Genomic DNA, 21,642 nt, shown 5'->3' on the forward strand with positions numbered 1-21,642 from the left:
CTGGTTTTGTGCGGAAACGCTTATCTTGGGCATGTGGTGCCGACGTTGACATCCCGTGTTATGCCGGTCTCAACACAGGTTATGGCAACCGAACCTTTGGGCGATGACCTTGCGCATTCTTTGATTCCGCAAGATGCCTGCGTTGAAGACATTCGTTACATTCTGGATTATTTTCGTCTGTCTGCTGACAAACGAATGCTGTTTGGCGGTGGCACCGTTTACGGTGGCGCGGACCCAAGGGACATCAAGTCAAAGCTTCAGCGCAATATGAACAAAGTGTTCCCTCAGTTGAAGACTGCAAAGATTGATTTTGCCTGGAGTGGAAATTTTGCGCTGTCGTTCAGCCGCGTACCCCAGATGGGCCGCATCGGCAAAAACACATATTTCGCGCATGGATATTCAGGCCATGGCGTAACAGGGTCGCACACATTTGGGCGCATCTTGTCTGAAGCCATCGATGGCGATCTGACACGTTTCGACGTTTTTGAGAACGTCCCTTGGTATCCATTTCCGGGCGGGCGCATGTTTCGGGTTCCGTATTCCATGGCGGGCTCGTGGTGGTACGAGTTGCGCGACAGGCTTGGTCTTTAGGGTTCTGCATAAATCAACAAGAGGTCGGAATGAAAATCGGAATTTTACAAACGGGTCGCTCACCTGACGAAATGCGCGCGACCCATGGCGATTACGACGACCTGTTCAAACGATTGTTGGACAGGCGAGGGTTCACGTTTGAAACCTATCCAGTTTTGGATGGCGTGCTGCCTGCTTGCGTAAATGATGCAGAGGGTTGGCTGGTCACGGGGTCAAAGTTTGGAACCTATGAAGCCCATGATTGGATCGCGCCGCTTGAGGATTTTTTGCGTCGGGTTTTTGCTGCTGCTGTCCCTATTGTCGGGGTCTGCTTTGGTCATCAGATTTTGGCACAGGCTTTGGGCGGGAAAGTCGAAAAATTTGCGGGCGGTTGGCAGGTCGGTGCCACGGATTATGTCCGTGCAGATGGAACCCAAGATACGATCATGGCTTGGCATCAAGATCAGGTTGTTGAGGTGCCAGACGGCGCGGTTGTCATTGGCCGTTCGGATCATTGTGCGAATGCCATGTTGGCATATGGGGACAAGGCGCTGACCCTTCAGCCACACCCCGAATTTACGTCAGCTTTCTTAAGTGACCTTCTGGATGCCCGCCGCAGCGTATTGCCCGAGCACATCTCCCGAGAGGCAGAAAGGCGTTTGGACGCATCTTTGTCCTCACCTGATTACGCCCAACAGTTCGAAGATTTTTTCAAACGAAAATCCCGGGCAGGCAATCCCGCACACCAAAACTGAAAATAACGCCACAGAATTCTAGTGGACACCGCCGATAAGTCGATAAAGAGAAAATCCAAAATTCTGAAGTGAGTAAGCGTCGCGAGGATGCAATTTCACGCGGAGTTGGCATGATGACGCTGGTCTATGCTAAGCGCGCAACCTTGGTGGATTGAATGGCACTTACGGTGGCAACCTGTTGGGTATTGCGGTGGCACATACCGTGCTGGACGTGATCGAAGAAAAAGGCCTATGCGCAATCGTGTTCGTGTTGCAGAATTAAAGCGCACCCTGATCTTGCCAACCTGTGGAACCTATGGCAACGTTCTGCGTTTCTTGGCACCGATCACCCTTCCCGATGATGTGTTTTCTGAAGGAATGGACAAACCGAATAGGCAATCGAAGCCGCAAAGAAAGGCTAAATTGATGTTAACTCTGAATGACCCATCCTTGTTGGAACCACGTGCGCTGATCAATGGCGAATGGATCGAAAACGGCGTGACGTTTCCGGTGTTTGACCCTGCGACTGGCGAAAAGATCGCCGATGTTACGGATATCAGTGTCGCCGAAACCAACGCCGCGATTGAGCATGCCCATAAGGCGCAAAAAGACTGGGCCAGTTGGACGGGCAAAGAGCGCGGGGCCGTCTTGCGGCGCTGGTTTGATCTGATCGTTGAGAACGCAGACGATCTGGCCGCGATCCTGACCGCTGAAATGGGAAAACCCTTGCCCGAAGCCAAGGGCGAAGTCCTCTACGGCGCATCGTTCATTGAATGGTTTGCAGAAGAGGCAAAGCGCATCTACGGCGATGTCATTCCCGGTCACCAACGCGACAAGAGGATCGTCGTGATCAAACAGCCCGTTGGCGTTGTAGGCTCCATTACACCGTGGAACTTTCCCAATGCGATGATTGCGCGCAAAGTGGCACCTGCTTTGGCGGTCGGATGTAGTTTTGTCGCGCGCCCTGCGGAATTGACCCCGCTATCAGCAACCGCAATGGCAGTGCTTGGTGAACGGGCAGGGATCCCTGCTGGTGTGCTGAACGTCATTCCCAGTTCCAAATCTGCCGAAATCGGGCAAGAGCTGTGTACGAACCCGAAAGTGGCCAAAATTACCTTCACGGGGTCTACCCGTGTCGGCAAAATCTTGATGCGCCAATGCTCTGACACAGTCAAAAAAATGTCCTTGGAACTTGGCGGCAACGCGCCATTCATTGTCTTTGATGATGCGGATATTGACGCAGCCGTCGAAGGGGCAATGATTTCCAAGTTCCGCAATAATGGCCAAACCTGTGTTTGCTCCAACCGGATTTACGTTCAAACGGGCGTCTATGATGTGTTTGCGACCAAGCTGCAGGCAGCCATTGGTCGGTTGTTGCTGGGCAAGGGCACGACTGAAGGTGTCACGACCGGTCCGTTGATTAGCCAAGCCGCCGTTGAAAAGGTGGAAGAGCATATCGCCAACGCCACGTCGCTTGGGGCACAGATCGCGCTGGGTGGTCATCGCAGTGAACTGGGCGGCACGTTCTTTGAGCCAACGGTCCTCACGGATGTGACCTCCGATATGATGGTGGCGAACGACGAGACGTTCGGTCCGCTTGCGCCTCTGTTCCGGTTCGAAACCGAAGACGAAGTCATCGCCATGGCGAACGATACGGAATTCGGCCTTGCTGGGTATTTCTATTCTGAAAACATGAACCGGATCTGGCGGGTCGCAGAAGCAATGGAAACCGGTATTGTCGGCATTAATACAGGGCTTATTTCAACCGAGGTCGCCCCATTTGGAGGTGTGAAACAATCGGGCCTTGGGCGCGAAGGATCAAAATACGGCGCCGATGATTTTCTCGAAATCAAGTACATGTGCTTTGGCGGCGTGAAATAGGGGCACTTGGATATTGACAGGCACAAACGGCAGGTGAAGGCCTGCGAGTGTCTGTGTCGGTGCGGGCAGCACAAAGCCAAGATCGGCTAGTTTTTGTTCTGGAGTCATAATTATCTCATGTCTTTCAGTGTTAAAGCCAATTCGCGCCCTGCAAATACGCGGCCGAAGGACGTTATAGGTGCGGTGAAGGCGCCTTTAAGAAAGAGCGCTCAAGAAGATATCATTTTCCTCTGGTGATCCCATGGTGACGCGGGCCCAATGTTTATAGGGGGCCTCGAACCATGCTTTGATCAACACGCCTTTGGTGCGCAGTTTTTCGGCCAGACCGTCGGCCGGCGCGCCTGTGTCAAAGAACACAAAATTTGCTTGGGTCGGCGCGCAAACAAACCCCTTGGCGGTCAGGGCGGCGGCCACCCGTTCGCGCTCATTCGTGGCCTGTTTCACAACCTTGGCCAAATGGGCGTGATCCCCCAGGGCCTCAACCGCGGCACTGGCCGCAAGGGCATTCACGCCAAAGGGATTGCGGGTTTTCATCAAGGCGTCAATCATTTTGGGATTGCTGGCGATCCCATAGCCAATGCGTGCCCCTGCAAGCCCGTAGGCTTTCGAGAATGTGCGCAACACAATCCAAGGACAGCCGCTGTCTTGCAAGATAGCCATGGCGTCGAACTGCTTATCGGCTTCGATAAACTCAACGTAGGCCTCGTCAAAACAGATCAGCGTGGAGGGATCAGCTGCTGCCAGCACTTGGTTAAATTCGTCTTTTGAGATCACCGGTCCCGCTGGGTTGCTTGGCGATGAAAAGATCAAAACGCGTGGTTTGTTTTCCAGCGCATCGCATAGGCCTTTCACGGGAAAAGACCAATCGTCGTTGAACGGCACTTTGGTGACCGTGGCGCCAAACGTCAGCGCGCCAAATTCATGCAGGCCAAAGCTGGGGCAGATGGTGACGACCTTGTCGTTCTGGCGGATCACAGCGCGAAATAAAGCCCCGATCAGGTCTTCGGACCCATTGCCGAAAATGATGCAGTCCGCATGCGTATCGGTTGCCTTTGCCACCTGTTGACGCAGCGCCAAACTGGCGGCATCAGGATAGCGTCCGACACCCTTTGCGGCGTCTTGCATGGCCAAAATTGCGCGCGGCGACGGCCCCAATGGGCTTTCATTGCTGTCCAGTTTTGCCAAACAGTCAATGCCGTAGATGTCCTTGAAACGCTCCACGGCAAGGCCTGCGTTATACGTCGGAAGGTTTTCGACGTCTTGGCGGATCAAGTCGGCGGGCAGGGGGAAAGACATGGGCGTTCCTTAGATTATAGGTCAAAAATTTTACTAGGGTTCATGATGTTATCGGGATCGAGAGCGCGTTTGATACGCCGCATCACCCCAAGCGCAGAGCCGTGTTCGGCCTGCAAATAGGCTTTTTTGCCCAGACCAACGCCGTGTTCACCCGTGCAAGTGCCGCCCATCTCGATCGCCATGGTCACAAGGGTTTTGCTGATGTGCTGCGCCTCGCGCACTTCGGTGGCGTCCTCGGGGTCATAGAGCAAAACAAGATGGAAGTTCCCGTCGCCGACATGCCCAATCAAAGGCGCGATGATCGAGGTGGTCGCGATGACGGCTTGGATTTGGCTGATGCACGCAGGCAGTTGCGAAATCGGCACGCAAACATCCGTGGAAATACCTTTGATTCCGGGGCGCAACGCGCGCGCGGCATAAAGCGCGCTATGCCTGATTCGCCAAATACGCGCCGCGTCATCAGCATTTGCTGCGCGTTCAAATTGACGCGCGTTGTCTGCCAGACCTTCCAGAATATCCATATCGTTCTCGACAGTGACGGCGTTGCCGGTCAGTTCGATCCACAAGGTCGGATATTCGGGCAGATCGGTTTTGGAATAGCGATTGATCGCGTGCATTTGCACCGTGTCGGCCAGCTCAATCCTGTTCAGCGCAAGCCCGCATTGCAGCGCCATGACCACGGTTTCGGTGGCGTCATCAATGGTCTCGAAGCTGCACATCGCTGTTTGTGAGGCCTCAGGAATGCCCGCCAAACGCAGCGACAATTCGGTGATGATGCCAAGCGTGCCTTCAGAGCCAACCATCAAGCGCGTCAGATCATAACCGGCAGATGATTTGCGGGCGCGGCCACCAGTGTGCATGATCTCGCCGTCAGGCATGACGACGGTCATCCCAAGCACCAAATCGCGCATCGAGCCAAAGCGCACGGCTGTGGTGCCAGAAGCTCGGGTTGCGGCCATGCCGCCAAGCGTCGCGTGCGCGCCCAGATCAACGGGAAAGAACAATCCGGTTGCCCGCAGATGTTCGTTCAAATCTTGGCGGGTGACGCCGCATTGAACGGTGCAGTCCATGTCTTCTTCGCGCACCGATAGGATCGCGTTCATCGCCGACATATCGATGCTGATGCCGCCCAGTGGCGCGTGGATTTGTCCTTCTAAAGACGAGCCCGCGCCAAAGGGAATCACAGACACGCGGTGCGCGGTGCAGGCGCGCAAGACTGTTGCGACCTCTTCGGTGGTTTCGACCATGACAACCGCATCAGGCCAAGCGGCTGGGAGGTGGCTTTCACCGCTGCCGTGATGTTCGCGCGCAGCGTTCGAGGTTAAAAACCGATCTGCAAATTCGGCTTTCAAAGCATCAAAGAGAGGGGCGAGAGCGTCGGACATATGCAGTCAATTCTGTTGTGTTTCAAGAAAAAGCGGGCCGCACAATGCGCGGCCCGCTTCAATAGGATTAGAGGGGATTACGCGTTAAACCACCAGCGTTCCGCACAGCGGTTGCCATCCAGATCCCAGTCGCCTGAAATGGCTTCAGGTGTGGAAACCTTGCTGGATTTTGCGTCAAGGAAGTCCGCCCAAACAGGGGCGATCATGCCGCCGTCTTGTGCGATGAGCATCTGGCATTCGCTGTACAAGGCGCTGCGTTTTGCGTCGTCTTTTTCAGACCGTGCAGCCGTCAGCGCGGCGTTAAAGGCAGCGTTGTCCCAGCCGGTTTCGTTGTAATCGCCAATGGATTCTTTTGAGTAGGCGAGGGACAGCATCAAGTCTTCGTTCGCACGGCCGGACCAACGGGACGCGAAGAACGCTTTCTTGCCCCAGATGTTTGACCAGTAGCCGTCTTCTGGTTCGCGCGAGACGTTGATGTTGATGCCAGAGGCTGAGGCATGTTCAGCAAACAGCTGAGACGCTTCAACAGCACCTGTGAACGGCGTGTTTGAGGCGTGAAGTGTGGTGGTCAAGCCTTCTGCGCCTGCGGCTTTGAGCAAAGATTTAGCCTGCTCAGGATCATATTCGTGCTGGGCAAGATCTGGATCATAATAGGCGTAAGCGTTCGAGATTGGTTGGTCATTCGCGATGGACCCAAAACCGTTAAGCACTTTGTCGACCATGTCCTGACGATCGATGGACAATTTCATCGCCGTGCGCACGCGGTTATCGGCAAACAGCGGATCGTTGACCATCATGCTAAAGGCGTAATGCACTTTGCCTTGCGTTTGGATTAAGTCGATCCCTGGCATGATACCCAAAAGGTTGGCCGTGCTTGGATCAACTGCGTTCATGGCGTCGAGCTGACCGGTTTGCAGGGCAGTTGTGCGCGCGTTCACATCGCGGATCGCAAGCATTTCGACAGAATCGAAGTGGCCTTTGTCGGCTTTCCAGTAGTTCGGGTTCTTGGTGACGACGGATTTCACACCGGGTTCGTAGGATTCGAGAATGTAAGGGCCTGTGCCGATACCCGCATCAAAGTTCATGTCATCGGCAGGGACGATGTACATACAAGTCAGCGACATCACTGCAGGGAAACCGGCATTGCCAGAGCCCAATGTGATTGTGACCTCATTAGGTCCAGTGGCTTGAACATCGCTGATGACCGACACAAGGGATTTGACTTGCGAGTAAGACTCTTCGCCGCGGTGCAGGTTGATCGAGAAGACAACGTCATCCGCGTCCATGGTTTTGCCGTTGTGGAATTGCACGCCTTCGCGCAACTGGAATGTCCAAACTGTCAGATCGTCGTTGGGCTCCCAGCTTGTTGCCAGTTCGGGGATCAAAACACCGCCAGCGCCGACTTCGATCAAGTTGTTGCGCAATTGCCATTGCAGGTTTTGCATGAATTTCGTTTCAGAGGCTTGCGGGTCAAGTGTCTCACCGGAATCGAAGCTGCCAATCCCCAGGCGCAATGTGCCGCCTTGTGATGGGGTGGCAGCCCGCAGGGGTTGACCTGAAAGTCCAAGAAGGGCGGTGGCACCAAGGGCACTCGCGCCAAGCAATAGGCTGCGACGGTCCGTTGTAAAAGTCATGTGTAATCTCCTGCTGTGTGTTGCGAAGGTGGCAATTGTCTTGCGGCATTGGTTGTTAATATGTCTGCATTTAATACGGTATGTGGCTACATTATGAGTGACAAATCAGTTTTGGAGAGGTACTGTTGAGTATTGTTAAAGTGATGACGGAAATAGGGTAATTCGGACCATATATGCGCTCAAATTTACCGCCTTTACGCGCCCTGCAAGCTTTTGAGAGTTTCGGCAGGCTTTCATCCGTTAACGCCGCTGCACAAGAATTAGGCGTTACGCCTGGGGCAATCAGTCAACAGCTCAAGCTGCTCGAAGATCATTTGCAAATGCCCCTCATCATGAAGGACGGACGACGCGCTCGGCTTGTGCCCAAGGCGCGATCCTATCATGCCGTCATCGCCGATGGATTCGATAAATTGCGTCAGGCGCAGACTTTGCTGGCCCAGCAAAATTCCGAAATTGATATTAATGTGTCGGGTCTGCCCACGCTGTTGTCAAAATGGTTGCAGCCCCGTCTGCAGAGTTTTGAAGCGGCCAACGAGGGCGTGTCCATCCGGCTAGAAGCCACACACGGCGAACCCGAACCTGCGTTTTTGGATCACATGTTTCGTTTGACTTATGGGGCGGCCTCAGAGGTGTTTCCCCATGCGCGCCCTTTGTTCCAAGATGTGTGCTTTCCCGTTTGCGCGCCTGACTTTTTAAAACGGCACCCTGAGGCGTTAGATCCTGCAAGCCTGTCTGATTTGCCATGGGTGGATATCGATTGGGGGCCGCACTATACAACGGTGCCCAAGTTGCGGACGTGGCTGGAAGCGCAAGGATTTCCGCCCCCCTCACGCAAGCCTTCGTCGATACACTCACTGTCCAGTTCCGCGCTGGAAGCCGTGGCCAGCGGGCAGGGCATCGCCTTGGCGCAACTGTCCTTTGCGTCGGTGGATTTGGGATTGGGGCGGTTGATCCGCATTTCGCAAGAGGCCGTGAAAATGCCTGAGCCTTATTACATCTGTTGGGGCTCGATGATGTTGGAACAAGAAAAACCCCGTGATTTTCTGAATTGGATCTTAGCGGAAGCCAAAATCTAATTTGCAGAAAATCTAAACAATGGGCCGTGCAGACTGAGTTTTTTTGAAACCCATGCGGATGTAACGTCAATGTAATCTCAGACAACACGTCAGCTAGGAAGTTATATGTTTCTCAAGAATGCATGGTACGTCGCCGCTTGGAGCGACGAAATCGTCAATGAATTGCAGCAGGTCAAAGTTCTTGGTGAAAAGATTTGTATGTTTCGCAACTCTGAGGGTGAAGTCATCGCGATGGAGGATGCCTGTCCGCATCGCAAGCTGCCTTTGTCCAAAGGTAAAATCAAAGACGACAATGTGGAATGCGGCTATCACGGTTTGACATTCGACTGTGCAGGTCAATGTGTTTGGTCCCCTGGCGGCGGGCGTATTCCATCGGCGGCCCGCGTGCGGCCTTTCCCTGTGCATGAAAAATATGGGCTGATCTGGATCTGGATGGGCAATGCGGCCATCGCGGACGTTGAGGACATCATCGACATTCCGAATTTCGACAGTCCTGAGTGGGGCATCAACCGTGGTGCTGCGATGGAGTTGAACTGCAACTATTTGTTGATGTGCGACAATTTATTGGACCCAACGCATGTCGCGTGGGTGCATGAGACGTCGTTTGCAACGCCTGCGACCAAAGACACGCCTTTGCGGGTGACCAAAACCGACACAGGTGTGATCGTGCACCGTTGGATGATGGATCACGAACCTGCGCCGTTCTACAAAAAGGTTGTGGAATTTGAGGGCAATTGTGACCGTTTGCAGCACTATGAAGTGCGTTACCCAAGCCACGCTTTGATCCGCGCTGTGTTTACGCCCGCGGGCACTGGCGGCGTCGACGGCCCGCTGCATGAGAACACCTTTGTCATGGACAGCTATAATTTCATGACGCCAACGACCGATAAAGAAACCCGCTACTATTGGTTCCAGCTGCGCAATATTCGCCCCGATGATGACGAGCTGTCAAAAATGATGAGCGAAGACGTGCGTCATGCTTTTGAGGAAGATCGCGCTGTGTTGGATGCGGTGCAGATCGGCATGAACGAGAAAACTTCGCCGCATATCGATCTGGGCATTGATGCGGGTCAGCTGCGCTTTCGCCGTCAATTGGAAGCCATGATCGCAGAAGAGGCGATGGTTGACGAAAAGATGAGCCAGTAACATGGCGCAGCATCCGTCGGAAAATGGGTTTCGTGCGTTCCGCGTCGCCAAAAAACATGCCGAAAGCGATATCATCACGTCGTTTTATCTTGAGCCAACAGATGCGGACCCCCTTTGGGATGTGAAAGCAGGCCAGTATATAACGCTGCGCGTGCCCGTCGCAGATGGTCATGTTCTCAAAACCTATGCGGTCTCAAGTGATCCGTCTGAGGCGGGCCATTACCGCATCACCGTGAAACGCGAAGTCGGTACGGGCGGCGCGCCTGACGGGGTGGGGTCTTGCTGGCTGCACGATCAGATCGCGGTTGGAGATACGATTGATGTCGCCGCCCCGCGCGGGGTCTTTTACCTTGATGACAATAGCCCGCGACCTGTGGTCCTCTTGTCTGGCGGGGTTGGTCTGACACCGATGGTGTCGATGCTGCACCGCCTTAAAGACAGTGACCGCGATGTGTATTTCTTGCATGCTTGCGACAACGCACGCGTTCATGCCCTGCGTGATGAGGTCATGGCGCAAGCAAATGATCGCATTCAGGCGCGGTTTGTCTACCGCATGCCCGAGGACGGCGACCAATGTGATGCGACAGGCGTGATCGACAAAGCCTTTTTGCAAAGCGTCCTGCCGATTGACGATTACGACGTTTATCTGTGTGGTCCGGTGCCGTTCATGGTGGCCATGTACGGGGTGCTGCAAGACTTGGGCGTGCCCAAAGCGCGCATCGCCTATGAGTTCTTTGGCAAGGCGGCATCGCTTGATCAATTGGTGTCAAAAGCGGCGCCCGCCAAGGTGGCCTCGGCAGCGGCATCCAAAGCGGCCCCAACCATTCAGGCCTTGACGTTTTTGACTGATCCGGATGCTTGGGCGTCAGCAGATGAAAAGCCTGCGCCCGTGCAAGCGGCGTCACAGGGCCAAGTGAGGTTTCGCAAATCGGGCGCCTTTGCCGAATGGGATGGCTCTGCAAATTCACTGCTAGAACTGGCCGAAAACGCTGGGTTAGAGCCTGAATTCAGCTGTCGTTCAGGCATTTGCAACGCGTGCAAATGCACCTTGGTTTCAGGCGAGGTCGCGTATTTCGAAGAGCCTCTGATCATGCCTGAAAACGGCAAGGTGTTGATTTGTTGTTCGCGCCCCAAAGGGGCTGTCGTTCTGGATATCTAACAGCTTAGAGCGCAATTTTCGCCATTTGGTCTGAGAGTTGCGCCTCTGTCAGTATCGGACAAATCACGCACAGATAATCCCCCGGCGCGACCATCGGCGATGTCCGCATGATCGACACGATTCCAGCACAATCGCTGGTAAACACCTTTGGCTTCGCGTCCATCGTGTAGAGGTCGCGCAGCTGTGCCAAGGGCTGTGTCATCTCGACCGTATCGCCAAGATCGATTAAGGGTTCAACCAAACCATAAGAGCGCGCAGTGACGTAAACGGCGTCGCGTCCCAGATCTAGAAATGTTGTTTGTGGTGCGGGCTCGATGGCCAATCTGTCTATGGCGGCTTGTGTGAGCACGCCTTGGTGGGCCAGCAATCGCAAAACGGCGTGCCACCCACGGTGAAGCGCCTGCGTGGACACTTTGCCCTCGCCGCCCAATTCACATGAAATCATCGCGCAGCCTGACGCATGGGCGGCGCTGTCGAAATCGCCGCTGGTGTCGCTGGCGGGCACAACCATCGTAAAGGGCAGGCCCATCACTTCGGACAGCGCGCGGGTTTGCTGGTTTTGGGCCGGATCGGTGGACAGGCAAAAATAGGCCGTATCCACATAGTTGCTGAGGCGTCCGCCGGAATGGATGTCGATGGCAAGATCGGCATTGCCAATCAAATGCGTCGCGACAAAGCCCGCGATGTCTTGCGTGGGGCCTGCAAATTGCGTGCCCAAAAACGACCGGTTCAAATTGCCACCGTCCAGTGGCGAGACCCGCGTGACCGATTGAACTGCAGGCATATTCAAAGCAGGCGCAAGGATCAGTCGACCGGTCAAATCCTCAGGGGTGAGGGTTTCAAACAACCGCCGCGCAATGATTTGGCCTTCAAATTCGTCGCCGTGATTGCCACCGCAAATCAATGCAGTGGGCCCCGCACCGCCACAGATCACAGCCAAAGGCGATTGGATCGTGGAAAACGCATGTCGGTTGTCTGAATGCGACAGACCAAAATGGCCCGCGCGTTTGCCTTGCGACGCCAGATCGACCTCTGAGTGGACGTTGCCAAACTGTAGGGTCATTCTGGGTCCACTTGCGCAATTTTGCCGTCGCGCGCTGTCAGAAGATTGCTCAACCAATCGGGGTCCATTTCAGGAACAGATGACAAAAGCAATTCCGTATAGGGCGCATGTGGGGGCGTGAAAATGTCGTCTTTCAAACCTTGTTCGACGATTACACCATGTTGCATAACCACGACCTCATCGGCGATAAAACGCACCGTGGCGATGTCATGGGTGATGAACATATAGGTTAAATCCAATTCGCGTTGTAGACGGTCCAGCAGGCGCAAAATACCTTCGGCAACAAGCTGATCCAGCGCCGATGTGACTTCGTCGCAGATGATGAAATCGGGTTCAGCTGCTAGGGCGCGGGCGATACAAATGCGCTGTTTTTGTCCGCCAGACAATTCGGACGGAAAGCGGTGCATGAACTCATCGGGATCAAGCTCGATCAGGGTCAAAAGCTCTCTGATCCGGGCTTCCTTCGCGGCCCCTTTCAGCCCGATGAAAAACTGCAAGGGACGCCCGATGATGTCTTTGATCCGGTGTTTGGGGTTCAACGCCGTGTCTGCCATTTGGTGGATCATCTGGATGTGGCGTTTCAAACCGCGTTTGCGTTTTGCGCCAACGCCTTCCAACGCTGTGCCGTCATAGACAATGCCGCCCTCGATTGGGGGCAACAGACCCATGATCACTCGCGCAAGGGTCGATTTCCCCGACCCGCTTTCGCCAACCACGGCAACAGTGCTGCCCCGCTTGATCGTCACTGAAACATTGTCCAAAATTTTTACCGGACCGTAAGCCGCCGAGACGTTTTCAACGACAAGCAAAGGCGCCTCGTTTGCGTCACGCGGAGGGCGCGGCGCTCGGCGGAATTCGCGCACAGCCCAAAGGGATTTGGTGTAATCCTCTTGCGGATTGGACAGCATTTCGCGGGCAGGGGCCTGTTCGACCTCTTCGCCGCGCAGCAAGACTTTGATATGGTCCGCCATCTGCGCCACGACGGCAAGGTCGTGGGTGATATATATCGCGGCCGTATTGTATGCGCGCACGATGTCGCGGATCGCGGCCAAAACTTCAATCTGGGTGGTCACATCCAAAGCCGTGGTCGGTTCGTCGAAGATGATCAAATCAGGACGACAGGCCATCGCCATCGCCGTCATCGCCCGCTGTAACTGCCCGCCCGACACTTGGTGCGGGTAACGAAAACCGATGGTTTCGGGGTTCGGCAGACGAATTTTGCGGTACAATTCGATTGCGTCTGATTGGGCTTCGGCTTTGGACAAGACGCCGTGTTGCACAGGTGCTTCAGTAAATTGATTGATCAATTTGAACGCGGGGTTAAACGCCGAGGCCGCCGATTGCGCAACATAGGCGATGCGCTTGCCGCGCAGCTGGCGCAGGGCTTCATCTGAGGCGCCAACCAATTCGATCCCATCGAAATTGATGCTGCCGCCGCTGATGCGACAACCGCCTTTGGTATAGCCCATGGCCGCCAACCCAAGTGTCGATTTGCCTGCGCCACTTTCGCCAATTAAGCCAAGGATTTCACCGCGTTTCAGCGTAAGGTCAACGCCTTTGATGATCGGTTTCCACTGTCTGTCTGATCGGCCTTCGATCATGACATTTTTCATATCAAGCAATATATCTGACATGGTTTATTCCTTCAGGCCGGAGGACAAATGTAGCACCCAATCCACCACAAGGTTCACCCCAATCGTGAGCAGGGCGATGGCACCAGCGGGCAACAAGGGGGCGAGACCAAAGGTGGCGCTTTGCCATGAGCTGAAATTTGCGAAGGCGATCAGTTTTGCGCTTTCACGCACCATGCCGCCCCAGTCCGCGGTCGGGGGCTGGATGCCCAAGCCGAGGAATGACAGGGCCGAGATGAACAAAAAGACAAAGCAAAAGCGTAGCCCAAATTCAGCGATCAAAGGGGATGCGGCATTGGGCAGAACTTCTTTGCGGATCAACCAAAACACACTTTCGCCGCGCATCCGAGCGACCTCGATATAGTCCATCGTTAAGATGCCTTGTGCCACAGCGCGCGATAGGCGGAACACACGGGTGCTGTCCAAAATGGCGATCACAAGGATCAAAGCCACCACAGAGGTGCCGGTGATGGTCAAAATCAACAGGGCGAAAATCAGCGGCGGAATCGCCATCAAGACATCGATGGCGCGCGCGCTGATCGTATCAAACCAACCGCCGAGGGTCGCTGCCAAAAGCCCCCAAGATGCGCCAAGGGTAAAGGCGAGGATGGTCGTCGCAAGGGCGATGCCGACCGTATTGCGTGCGCCATAAATCAGCCGAGACATAACATCACGTCCCAAAGCATCGGTGCCCAAATAATGCGGCGCAATCCAAGGTTGATACTGCGCGGCAACGGACGCGCTTTCCGCATAAGGCGCGAGTACTGGTGCTAAAATGGCAAGAACGGCGTAAAAAGCAACGATGACGATGCCAGCCCACGCGGACACAGGCGCATCACGCAGATGAAAAACCAAATTGTTCATGTGTTATCTCGGATGTAGGAGGCGTGGATTGGCGATGATCGACAGGATGTCTGCCAGCAGGTTTAGCAAAATATATGTAGCTGCAAAAATAAGACAGGCGGCTTGCACAACCGTGACGTCTCGGTTCGATACGGCATCAACAAGCACTTGGCCAAGGCCAGGATAGACAAAAACCACTTCGACCAAAACCACGCCAACAATAAGATAGGCAAGGTTCAGCGCGATCACATTAATGATCGGCGCGAGCGCATTTGGCAGGGCGTGGACCGCGATCACCCGCCAGCGTTTGATGCCTTTAAGATGCGCCATCTCAATATAAGGCAGCGCCAGAAGGTTCAAAATGGCCGCCCGTGTCATGCGCATCATATAGGCCAGCACGATCAAGGTCAGGGTCATCGCGGGCAAAAACGTCTTGTAAAGGCGTTCGCCCAAACTGGTATCCACATCCACATTGGCAAGGCTTGGGAACCAGCCCAAACCCACGGCAAACACGAGGATCAGAATATAGGCGATAAAGAACTCAGGGAATGAAATTGCCGCCAGCGTCGTGCTGGACAGCACCCGATCAAAGATCGACCCGTTGTATAGGGCTGCCATCATGCCTGATATGACCGCAATCGGTACGGCAATGGCTGCCGCATATCCCGCTAGAAAGAATGTGTTGGCGGTGCGTTGGCCGATCAGCTCTGAAATGGGGCGCTGGTTGGCCAAAGAGATGCCAAAATCCCCCGTCACAGCCCCACCAAGCCATGAGACATAGCGCTCAACCACCGGACGGTTCAGGTCAAACTTTTCGCGAAAGGCAGCCAAGCTTTCGGGTGTTGCCGCCTGTCCCAATTTTTCTGTTGCAATATCACCGGGCAACAATTCAATCGCACCGAAAATGATGACTGTTACAATCCACAAGGTGAGGAGGCCACTCAGCAAACGTTTGAGGATGATGGATTGGATTGAGCTCATAATTCATCACTTTTGTCTGGGGATATTGCATTATGTCTAGATTAATAGGATGGTGAGGTGAACAGGCTGTATCGTCAAGTCAGTCTAGCTATACGACCGTTTAGATTTGCTTTTTGGTCAACGTGGGTAGGGGTATGCTTGGCGCGCGCGCCGGTGTCGCATATAGGTGTAGCTATTTTAGTAGACACATAGCATAAGAATTGGTCGATTATGAAAGTTACGTATAAAGAGGTCAAATCTGATATTTTGGCAAAGATCATCAAAGGCGATTGGGCGCCGGGTGATTTGGTGCCGAACGAAGTCGATCTTGCCGAGACCTATAAATGTGCCCGTGCGACCGTCAACCGTGCGATGCGAGAATTGTCGGACGATGGCATTATTGAGCGGCGCCGCAAGGCTGGCACCCGCGTACGCATGTCTCCGATCCGCCAAGCGCGTTTTGATATTCCGGTTATACGTGACGAGATTGAAGACAAAGGCGCATCTTACCGGTATTCTTTGGCCAGCCGCAGTGTTCGGGTCGCGCCCGATTGGTTGCGCGCGCGCCTCAGGTTGCCCGATGACGGTATGGTTTTGCATCTGATCTGTATGCATTACGCGGATGGTATTCCGTATGAGCATGAAGATCGCTGGATCAATCTGACCGCGCTGCCCAAAGCTGAAACTGCGAATTTTGCAGAGAATGGCCCAAGCGAGTGGCTGATTTCGACCATTCCATTTTCCGAGGCGGAAATTAATTTCTCGGCCGGATTGGCGGATGAAAAGCTCGCGGACTACTTGGCCTGTTCTGTTGGCGATCCGCTGTTCAACATCGAACGGTCTACGTGGTGGGAAAACGATGCCGTGACTTATGTGCGGTTTTCCTACCGTCCCGGCCACCGTATGACGACACGTTTTTGATCCATTTGATCACAAACGGCTGATATATGAACCGCCGCAGCCCTCTGACTGCGGCGGTTTTTTCTTACAAAATACCTGGCAGATTCAGGCCGTTTCCACGGGCGCAATCCAGTGCCTCTTCATAGCCTGCATCCGCGTGGCGCATGACACCTGTGGCGGGATCGTTCCATAGGACGCGTGCGATACGACGGTCCGCGTCCTCAGATCCGTCACAACAGATCACCATGCCAGAATGCTGGGAAAAGCCCATGCCAACGCCGCCGCCGTGGTGCAAAGACACCCAAGTGGCGCCAGAGGCAGTGTTCAGCAAAGCGTTCAACAGCGGCCAATCGGATACCGCATCAGAGCCGTCTTTCATGCTTTCTGTTTCACGGTTTGGGGATGCAACAGAGCCTGAATCAAGGTGGTCTCGGCCAATCACAATCGGGGCAGACAATTCGCCAGTGCGCACCATTTCATTGAACGCGAGGCCCAATTTGTGGCGCACGCCCAGACCAACCCAACAAATACGCGCTGGCAGGCCTTGGAAAGCGATGCGGTCGCGCGCCATGTCGAGCCAGTTGTGCAGGTGCTTGTCCTCGGACAGGATTTCTTTCACCTTGGCGTCTGTTTTATAGATGTCTTCAGGATCACCTGACAAAGCGGCCCAACGGAACGGGCCGATGCCGCGACAGAACAGCGGACGTATGTACGCCGGCACAAAGCCCGGAAAATCAAAGGCGTCGCTCAAGCCTTCGTCCAAAGCCACTTGGCGAATGTTATTGCCATAATCAAAGGTCGGAATACCCATTTTTTGCAGATCAAGCATCGCTTGCACATGCACTTTCATCGAGGCACGTGCGGCTTTTTCCACCGCTTTAGGGTCGCTTTCGCGCTTTTCTTTCCACTCGGCCATGGTCCAGCCTTGGGGCAGGTAGCCGTTGATCGGATCGTGGGCCGAGGTTTGGTCGGTCACCATATCAGGGCGAATGCCCCGCGCTGCGATTTCGGCAAAGACGTCGGCGGCATTGCCCAAAAGCCCAACAGATTTAGCCTCGCCAGCGGCCGTCCAGCGGTTGATCATCTCAAGCGCTTCGTCGAGCGTATCAGCGCGCTCATCCACATATCGCGTGCGCAGACGGAAATCGATGCTGTCGGTGTTACATTCAACCGCCAAACAACAAGCCCCCGCCATCACAGCCGCCAAAGGCTGCGCACCGCCCATGCCGCCAAGACCGCCGGTCAACACCCATTTGCCTGTCAGATCGCCATCATAGTGCTGACGACCCGCTTCAACAAAAGTCTCATAAGTGCCTTGCACGATGCCTTGGCTGCCGATGTAAATCCATGAGCCAGCGGTCATCTGGCCGTACATCGCCAGACCTTTTTTATCGAGCTCGTTGAAGTGATCCCAAGTCGCCCAATGCGGCACAAGGTTGGAGTTGGCTATCAAAACACGCGGCGCGTCTTTGTGGGTTTGGAACACGCCAACAGGCTTGCCCGATTGCACCATCAAGGTTTGGTCGTCTTCCAGATCGCGCAAAGCAGCGACGATCAAGTCGTAGTCTTTCCATGTGCGTGCGGCGCGTCCGATGCCACCATACACCACCAGCTCGTGCGGGTTCTCAGCCACATCAGGATGCAGGTTGTTCATCAGCATCCGCAACGGCGCCTCAGTAAGCCAGCTTTTCGCGGAAAGTTCTGTGCCAGTTGCGGGATAAATGTCACGGGTGTTCTTGCGCGGATCGCTCATGATGTGCCTTTCAAAGTCGGGGCCAATGCGGCCAATTGTGTCAAAATAGAAGAAAGATGAACGCGCAGGCGTTCGGATTTATCGGCGTCATAGGTCCAAGGCGCTGCCTCATCCGTCAGGTAAGTGCTTTGCGCCAGTTCCATTTGGATGGCGTGAAAACCTTCGGCGGGGCGGCCATAATGACGCGTGGTCCAGCCACCTTTAAAGCGACCATTCGTGATCGATGTATAATCCGCTGCGGCCCCGCAAATCTCTTGCGTGAGGGTTTCAATCGCAGGCGCGCAGGTCGTGCCAAGGTTTGTACCGACGTTAAAATCTGGCAGCGTACCCTCAAACAAAAACGGAATGTTTGAGCGGATCGAGTGGCAATCATACAAGATCGCGATGCCGTGGATGTCGCGCACGCGGTTTAATTCCGCCTGCAACGCGGCATGATAGGCGGCGTGATAGGTCTGGCGACGCGCTTCAATGGCGGCCTCGGATGGGGCTTTGGTCCAAATGTCATGGCCATCAAAATCGGTCAACGGCACAAGGCCCGTGGTGTTTTGTCCGGGATAGAGCGAGACGCCTGATGGATCGCGATTGGCATCCACCACATAGCGGTGGAAGGTGGCGCGCACTGTCGTCGCACCGTCCAAAACACCATCATACAGCTGATGGATATGCCAATCTGTATCATCCAACCCGCGCCCGCGATCGTTTAGATCCGCTAAAACATCATCAGGCACAAAGGTGCCAGTGTGTGGCAGACCCAAAACGATGGGACTGCTGCCTTGGGTGATCTCTACAGGATTCATTGGCTCAGCTCGGGCATGTCGATGTCGGCTGCTGTTACAATATCGCCCGATGTGATCATCACGGCCGCGCGTTCCAAATCTGGCGCGAGGTAACGATCTTCGCCCATGGTTTCGACCTCTTGACGCACGCGGGTCACAACCTTTTGCAAGGCGGCACTGGTCGCCAGAGGGGCGCGGAAATCGATGCCTTGCGCCGCACACAGCAGCTCAACACCCAAAATACGCGCTAGGTTTTCGTTCATAGCCCCCAGACGACGCGCGCCGTGGGCGGCCATGGACACGTGATCTTCTTGGTTGGCAGAGGTCGGCGTGCTGTCGGTCACACAAGGATTTGCCAGATGTTTGTTTTCGCTCATCAAAGCCGCAGTCGTGACTTCGGCGATCATGTAACCACTGTTCAGACCAGGGTTTGGCGTCAAGAACGGCGGCAGATTGAAGCTGAGCACCGGATCAACGATCAAGGCCACACGGCGCTGTGCAATCGCGCCGATCTCGGCAATCGCAAGGGCGATCATATCAGCGGCAAAACCAACGGGTTCGGCGTGGAAATTACCGCCCGAGACGATGACATCAGCCTCGATCAACACCAGTGGATTGTCTGTGGCGGCGTTGGCTTCAATCTCAAGCGTGCGCGCGGCCATGCGCAACACATCCATCGCAGCACCAGTCACTTGCGGCTGACAGCGAATGCAATAGGGGTCTTGGACCCGCGCATCATCCACAACGTGGCTTTCGCGAATTTCTGAGCCATCCAAAAGCGCGCGCATGGTTGCGCCCGCTTGGATCTGGCCAATGTGGCCGCGCAGGGTGTGAATTTCAGGCTGCAGTGGTGCTGTGGACCCCATAATGGCATCCGTAGACATGGCCGATGTGACCAGTGCAGAATGCGCCGCACGCCAAGCGCCAAACAAGCCAGCAAGCGCGAAAGCGGTCGAGAACTGCGTGCCGTTGATCAGCGCGAGGCCTTCTTTGGGGCCAAGCACAACAGGCGTCAGGCCAGCTGCTGCCAGAGCTTTTTCGCCGGACATCACTTGGCCGTCAAACTCAGCCTCGCCATGACCCATCATCGCCGCGGCCATATGGGCCAAAGGCGCCAAATCGCCAGACGCGCCAACAGAGCCTTGCGCAGGGATTACTGGTGTCACGCCTTTGGCGAGCATGTCCTCAATCAAAGTCACAACCGCAAGCCGCACACCTGATGCACCGCGCCCCAAGCTGAGCAATTTGAGCGCCATAAGCAACCGTGCGTGGCGGCGAGAGATCGCCGGTCCAACGCCGCAGCAATGCGACAAGATCAAGTTGCGTTGCAGCGCCGTGGTGTCTTTGGATTCGATTTTAACCGAGGCCAATTTGCCAAAGCCCGTGTTCACACCATAAACGGCGTCAGTGCCTGCAACGGCTTTCGCGATCCGCTCATGAGCACGCTCAATATCAGGATGGCAGATCGAGTCGAGGCGCACAGAGGCCTCAGTCCAGTAAATGGTGGCAAGATCGTCTAACGTAACAGCGCCAGGGGTGAGGGTCAGTGTGGTCACGATGTGCCTCCAAAGATGCGGGAATGAAGAGGGTTAAAGCCGATGCGATAGGCCAGCTCGGCGGGATGTTTGATGTCCCAAACGGCCATGTCAGCGCGCATGCCGACCGCCAATGTGCCTACATCCGTTAGGCCAAGCGCGCGGGCGGCATTTTGTGTGGCACCGCGCAGGGCTTCTTCGGGTGTCATACGGAATAGGGTGCAGCCCATGTTTAGGGTCAAAAGCAGCGAATTGATTGGGGCTGTGCCTGGATTAAGGTCCGTCGCCAAAGCCATCGGCACGCCATGTTTGCGCAATAAATCGATGGGCGGCGCTTGGGTTTCGCGCAGGGTGTAATACGCGCCGGGCAAGATCACCGCCACAGTGCCAGCTTGCGCCATGGCTTTGACGCCGTCCTCATCAAGGTATTCGATATGATCTGCAGAGAGCGCGTCAAATTGCGCCGCAAGTTTCGCGCCGCCGATGTTGGACAGTTGTTCCGCATGCAGTTTCACCGGCAGGCCCAGTTGTTGCGCGACATTGAAAACGCGTGCAATCTGCGCGGGCTGAAAGGCGATGCCTTCGCAAAACCCGTCCACAGCATCGACCAAGCCTTCGGCATGGGCAGCGCGCAAAGCGGGGATGCAAACCTCGTCAAGATAAGCGTCATCGCGGCCCGCAAATTCTGCGGGTGTCGCATGGGCACCAAGGAATGTGGTTTTCACCCGAATGGGCCGGTGGTCTTCGATGGCGCGCGCGACACGCAGCATGCGCAGTTCTGTCTCGACATCCAAACCATAGCCTGACTTCACTTCGATTGTGGTCACACCTTCTGCGATGAACACGTCTACACGTGGCAGGGCCGCGGCGAGCAGGTCGTCTTCGGTGGCGCCGCGTGTGGCTTTGACGGTCGAAATGATGCCACCGCCTGCGCGCGCGACCTCTTCGTAGCTGGCGCCGTTGAGGCGCATCTCAAATTCAACCGCGCGGTCGCCGCCATGGACTGTATGTGTGTGGCAATCGATCAGACCAGGGGTCACGACACGCCCCCCAAGATCAGTATGCGGCAGGTCTTTATAGGTGTTTGGCAGCTCATTCACAGGGCCAAGCCAATCGATCGCGCCGCCTGTCACCACGATTGCGCCATCTTCGATCCAGCCATAGGCCACGTCCGATTCGCCCATCGTTGCGAGGTTTAAATTCACAAAAACCTGAGTATCTTGGGTCATTTTGGGTCCGCCACAGTTGAATTTATACTTTTCTAGTATGTGTAAGTGTGCTTTATGTATATACATAAAAA

The 21,642-nt window shown here is 55.0% G+C and carries 18 protein-coding genes and 1 pseudogene; 8 read left to right on the forward strand and 11 right to left on the reverse strand.

Annotation, left to right across the window (positions count from 1 at the left end):
* From WNY38_RS15050 to WNY38_RS15065, 4 genes and pseudogenes are all read left to right on the forward strand, one after another.
* Positions 1-591 (forward strand): FAD-binding oxidoreductase (locus tag WNY38_RS15050; protein WP_342858181.1); only part of this gene is annotated, 591 nt, incomplete at its 5' end.
* A gap of 29 nt (positions 592-620) precedes the next feature.
* Positions 621-1,325, forward strand: coding sequence for a type 1 glutamine amidotransferase (locus WNY38_RS15055; protein WP_342858182.1), 705 nt, complete (start codon positions 621-623; stop codon positions 1,323-1,325).
* 145 nt (positions 1,326-1,470) lie between these two features.
* Positions 1,471-1,688: pseudogene (locus tag WNY38_RS15060) on the forward strand (4-aminobutyrate--2-oxoglutarate transaminase); the annotation flags it as partial.
* 42 nt (positions 1,689-1,730) lie between these two features.
* Entirely contained in the window at positions 1,731-3,185 is a 1,455-nt protein-coding gene (locus tag WNY38_RS15065) for an NAD-dependent succinate-semialdehyde dehydrogenase (RefSeq protein ID WP_342858183.1), read from the forward strand.
* Positions 3,186-3,380: 195 nt separating this feature from the next.
* Here WNY38_RS15065 and hisC read toward each other — a convergent pair whose 3' ends face one another.
* The 3 genes from hisC to WNY38_RS15080 form a co-directional block, all read right to left on the reverse strand.
* Complete coding sequence (gene hisC, locus WNY38_RS15070; RefSeq protein ID WP_342858184.1) at positions 3,381-4,481, reverse strand: histidinol-phosphate transaminase; 1,101 nt, start codon at positions 4,479-4,481, stop codon at positions 3,381-3,383.
* A gap of 14 nt (positions 4,482-4,495) precedes the next feature.
* Positions 4,496-5,866: an FAD-linked oxidase C-terminal domain-containing protein gene (locus tag WNY38_RS15075; protein ID WP_342858185.1), complete on the reverse strand. Its 1,371-nt coding sequence runs from the start codon at positions 5,864-5,866 to the stop codon at positions 4,496-4,498.
* Between the two features lie 77 nt (positions 5,867-5,943).
* Positions 5,944-7,500: an ABC transporter substrate-binding protein gene (locus WNY38_RS15080; RefSeq protein WP_342858186.1), complete on the reverse strand. Its 1,557-nt coding sequence runs from the start codon at positions 7,498-7,500 to the stop codon at positions 5,944-5,946.
* 173 nt (positions 7,501-7,673) lie between these two features.
* On the opposite strand from WNY38_RS15080, the gene WNY38_RS15085 reads away from it, so the two are divergent.
* The 3 genes from WNY38_RS15085 to WNY38_RS15095 all read left to right on the forward strand — a co-directional run bounded on the left by WNY38_RS15085 (position 7,674) and on the right by WNY38_RS15095 (position 10,881).
* A complete protein-coding gene (locus WNY38_RS15085; protein ID WP_342858187.1) occupies positions 7,674-8,576 on the forward strand; it encodes a LysR substrate-binding domain-containing protein in 903 nt (300 codons plus the stop codon).
* A 105-nt stretch (positions 8,577-8,681) separates the two neighbouring features.
* Positions 8,682-9,722, forward strand: coding sequence for an aromatic ring-hydroxylating dioxygenase subunit alpha (locus tag WNY38_RS15090; protein WP_342858188.1), 1,041 nt, complete (start codon positions 8,682-8,684; stop codon positions 9,720-9,722).
* A 1-nt stretch (position 9,723) separates the two neighbouring features.
* Positions 9,724-10,881 (forward strand): FAD-binding oxidoreductase, encoded by a 1,158-nt coding sequence (locus WNY38_RS15095; RefSeq protein ID WP_342858189.1) that lies wholly within the window; start codon positions 9,724-9,726, stop codon positions 10,879-10,881.
* 4 nt (positions 10,882-10,885) lie between these two features.
* Here the strand turns inward: WNY38_RS15095 and WNY38_RS15100 are convergent, their stop codons facing one another.
* From WNY38_RS15100 to WNY38_RS15115, 4 genes are read right to left on the reverse strand one after another with little or no spacing between them, the layout of a single operon-like run.
* Positions 10,886-11,944, reverse strand: coding sequence for a succinylglutamate desuccinylase/aspartoacylase family protein (locus WNY38_RS15100; RefSeq protein ID WP_342858190.1), 1,059 nt, complete (start codon positions 11,942-11,944; stop codon positions 10,886-10,888).
* Positions 11,941-13,578 carry an ABC transporter ATP-binding protein gene (locus WNY38_RS15105; protein WP_342858191.1) on the reverse strand — a complete coding sequence of 546 codons (1,638 nt, stop codon included), beginning with the start codon at positions 13,576-13,578 and terminating at the stop codon, positions 11,941-11,943. The genes WNY38_RS15100 and WNY38_RS15105 overlap by 4 nt, the downstream gene beginning before the upstream one ends.
* A gap of 3 nt (positions 13,579-13,581) precedes the next feature.
* On the reverse strand, positions 13,582-14,439 hold the full coding sequence (locus tag WNY38_RS15110) for an ABC transporter permease (protein ID WP_342858192.1): 858 nt from the start codon (positions 14,437-14,439) through the stop codon (positions 13,582-13,584).
* A gap of 3 nt (positions 14,440-14,442) precedes the next feature.
* Positions 14,443-15,399: an ABC transporter permease gene (locus WNY38_RS15115; protein ID WP_342858193.1), complete on the reverse strand. Its 957-nt coding sequence runs from the start codon at positions 15,397-15,399 to the stop codon at positions 14,443-14,445.
* Between the two features lie 210 nt (positions 15,400-15,609).
* Here WNY38_RS15115 and WNY38_RS15120 point away from each other — a divergent pair, with 210 nt between their 5' ends.
* Entirely contained in the window at positions 15,610-16,299 is a 690-nt protein-coding gene (locus WNY38_RS15120; protein ID WP_342858194.1) for a GntR family transcriptional regulator, read from the forward strand.
* A 64-nt stretch (positions 16,300-16,363) separates the two neighbouring features.
* Here WNY38_RS15120 and hutU read toward each other — a convergent pair whose 3' ends face one another.
* Genes hutU through hutI form a run of 4 tightly spaced genes read right to left on the reverse strand, consistent with a single transcriptional unit; the run spans position 16,364 to position 21,571 of the window.
* Positions 16,364-18,031: a urocanate hydratase gene (hutU, locus tag WNY38_RS15125; RefSeq protein ID WP_342858195.1), complete on the reverse strand. Its 1,668-nt coding sequence runs from the start codon at positions 18,029-18,031 to the stop codon at positions 16,364-16,366.
* Positions 18,028-18,828, reverse strand: a complete 801-nt coding sequence (gene hutG, locus WNY38_RS15130; RefSeq protein ID WP_342858196.1) for an N-formylglutamate deformylase — start codon at positions 18,826-18,828, stop codon at positions 18,028-18,030. The genes hutU and hutG overlap by 4 nt, the downstream gene beginning before the upstream one ends.
* Positions 18,825-20,363, reverse strand: a complete 1,539-nt coding sequence (hutH, locus tag WNY38_RS15135) for a histidine ammonia-lyase (RefSeq protein WP_342858197.1) — start codon at positions 20,361-20,363, stop codon at positions 18,825-18,827. Before hutH ends, hutG begins: the two co-directional genes overlap by 4 nt.
* Positions 20,360-21,571 (reverse strand): imidazolonepropionase, encoded by a 1,212-nt coding sequence (gene hutI / locus WNY38_RS15140; RefSeq protein ID WP_342858198.1) that lies wholly within the window; start codon positions 21,569-21,571, stop codon positions 20,360-20,362. The genes hutH and hutI overlap by 4 nt, the downstream gene beginning before the upstream one ends.
* Positions 21,572-21,642 lie beyond the last annotated feature (71 nt).

The sequence above is a fragment of the Pacificibacter sp. AS14 genome (assembly GCF_038899935.1).
Lineage (GTDB): Bacteria > Pseudomonadota > Alphaproteobacteria > Rhodobacterales > Rhodobacteraceae > Celeribacter.

Coding starts and splice junctions, on each gene's coding strand:
- WNY38_RS15055 (WP_342858182.1), top strand. CDS start 621: ATGAAAATCGGAATTTTACAAACGGGTCGCTCACCTGACGAAATGCGC.
- WNY38_RS15065 (WP_342858183.1), top strand. CDS start 1,731: ATGTTAACTCTGAATGACCCATCCTTGTTGGAACCACGTGCGCTGATC.
- hisC (WP_342858184.1), bottom strand. CDS start 4,481: ATGTCTTTCCCCCTGCCCGCCGACTTGATCCGCCAAGACGTCGAAAAC.
- WNY38_RS15075 (WP_342858185.1), bottom strand. CDS start 5,866: ATGTCCGACGCTCTCGCCCCTCTCTTTGATGCTTTGAAAGCCGAATTT.
- WNY38_RS15080 (WP_342858186.1), bottom strand. CDS start 7,500: ATGACTTTTACAACGGACCGTCGCAGCCTATTGCTTGGCGCGAGTGCC.
- WNY38_RS15085 (WP_342858187.1), top strand. CDS start 7,674: ATGCGCTCAAATTTACCGCCTTTACGCGCCCTGCAAGCTTTTGAGAGT.
- WNY38_RS15090 (WP_342858188.1), top strand. CDS start 8,682: ATGTTTCTCAAGAATGCATGGTACGTCGCCGCTTGGAGCGACGAAATC.
- WNY38_RS15095 (WP_342858189.1), top strand. CDS start 9,724: ATGGCGCAGCATCCGTCGGAAAATGGGTTTCGTGCGTTCCGCGTCGCC.
- WNY38_RS15100 (WP_342858190.1), bottom strand. CDS start 11,944: ATGACCCTACAGTTTGGCAACGTCCACTCAGAGGTCGATCTGGCGTCG.
- WNY38_RS15105 (WP_342858191.1), bottom strand. CDS start 13,578: ATGTCAGATATATTGCTTGATATGAAAAATGTCATGATCGAAGGCCGA.
- WNY38_RS15110 (WP_342858192.1), bottom strand. CDS start 14,439: ATGAACAATTTGGTTTTTCATCTGCGTGATGCGCCTGTGTCCGCGTGG.
- WNY38_RS15115 (WP_342858193.1), bottom strand. CDS start 15,399: ATGAGCTCAATCCAATCCATCATCCTCAAACGTTTGCTGAGTGGCCTC.
- WNY38_RS15120 (WP_342858194.1), top strand. CDS start 15,610: ATGAAAGTTACGTATAAAGAGGTCAAATCTGATATTTTGGCAAAGATC.
- hutU (WP_342858195.1), bottom strand. CDS start 18,031: ATGAGCGATCCGCGCAAGAACACCCGTGACATTTATCCCGCAACTGGC.
- hutG (WP_342858196.1), bottom strand. CDS start 18,828: ATGAATCCTGTAGAGATCACCCAAGGCAGCAGTCCCATCGTTTTGGGT.
- hutI (WP_342858198.1), bottom strand. CDS start 21,571: ATGACCCAAGATACTCAGGTTTTTGTGAATTTAAACCTCGCAACGATG.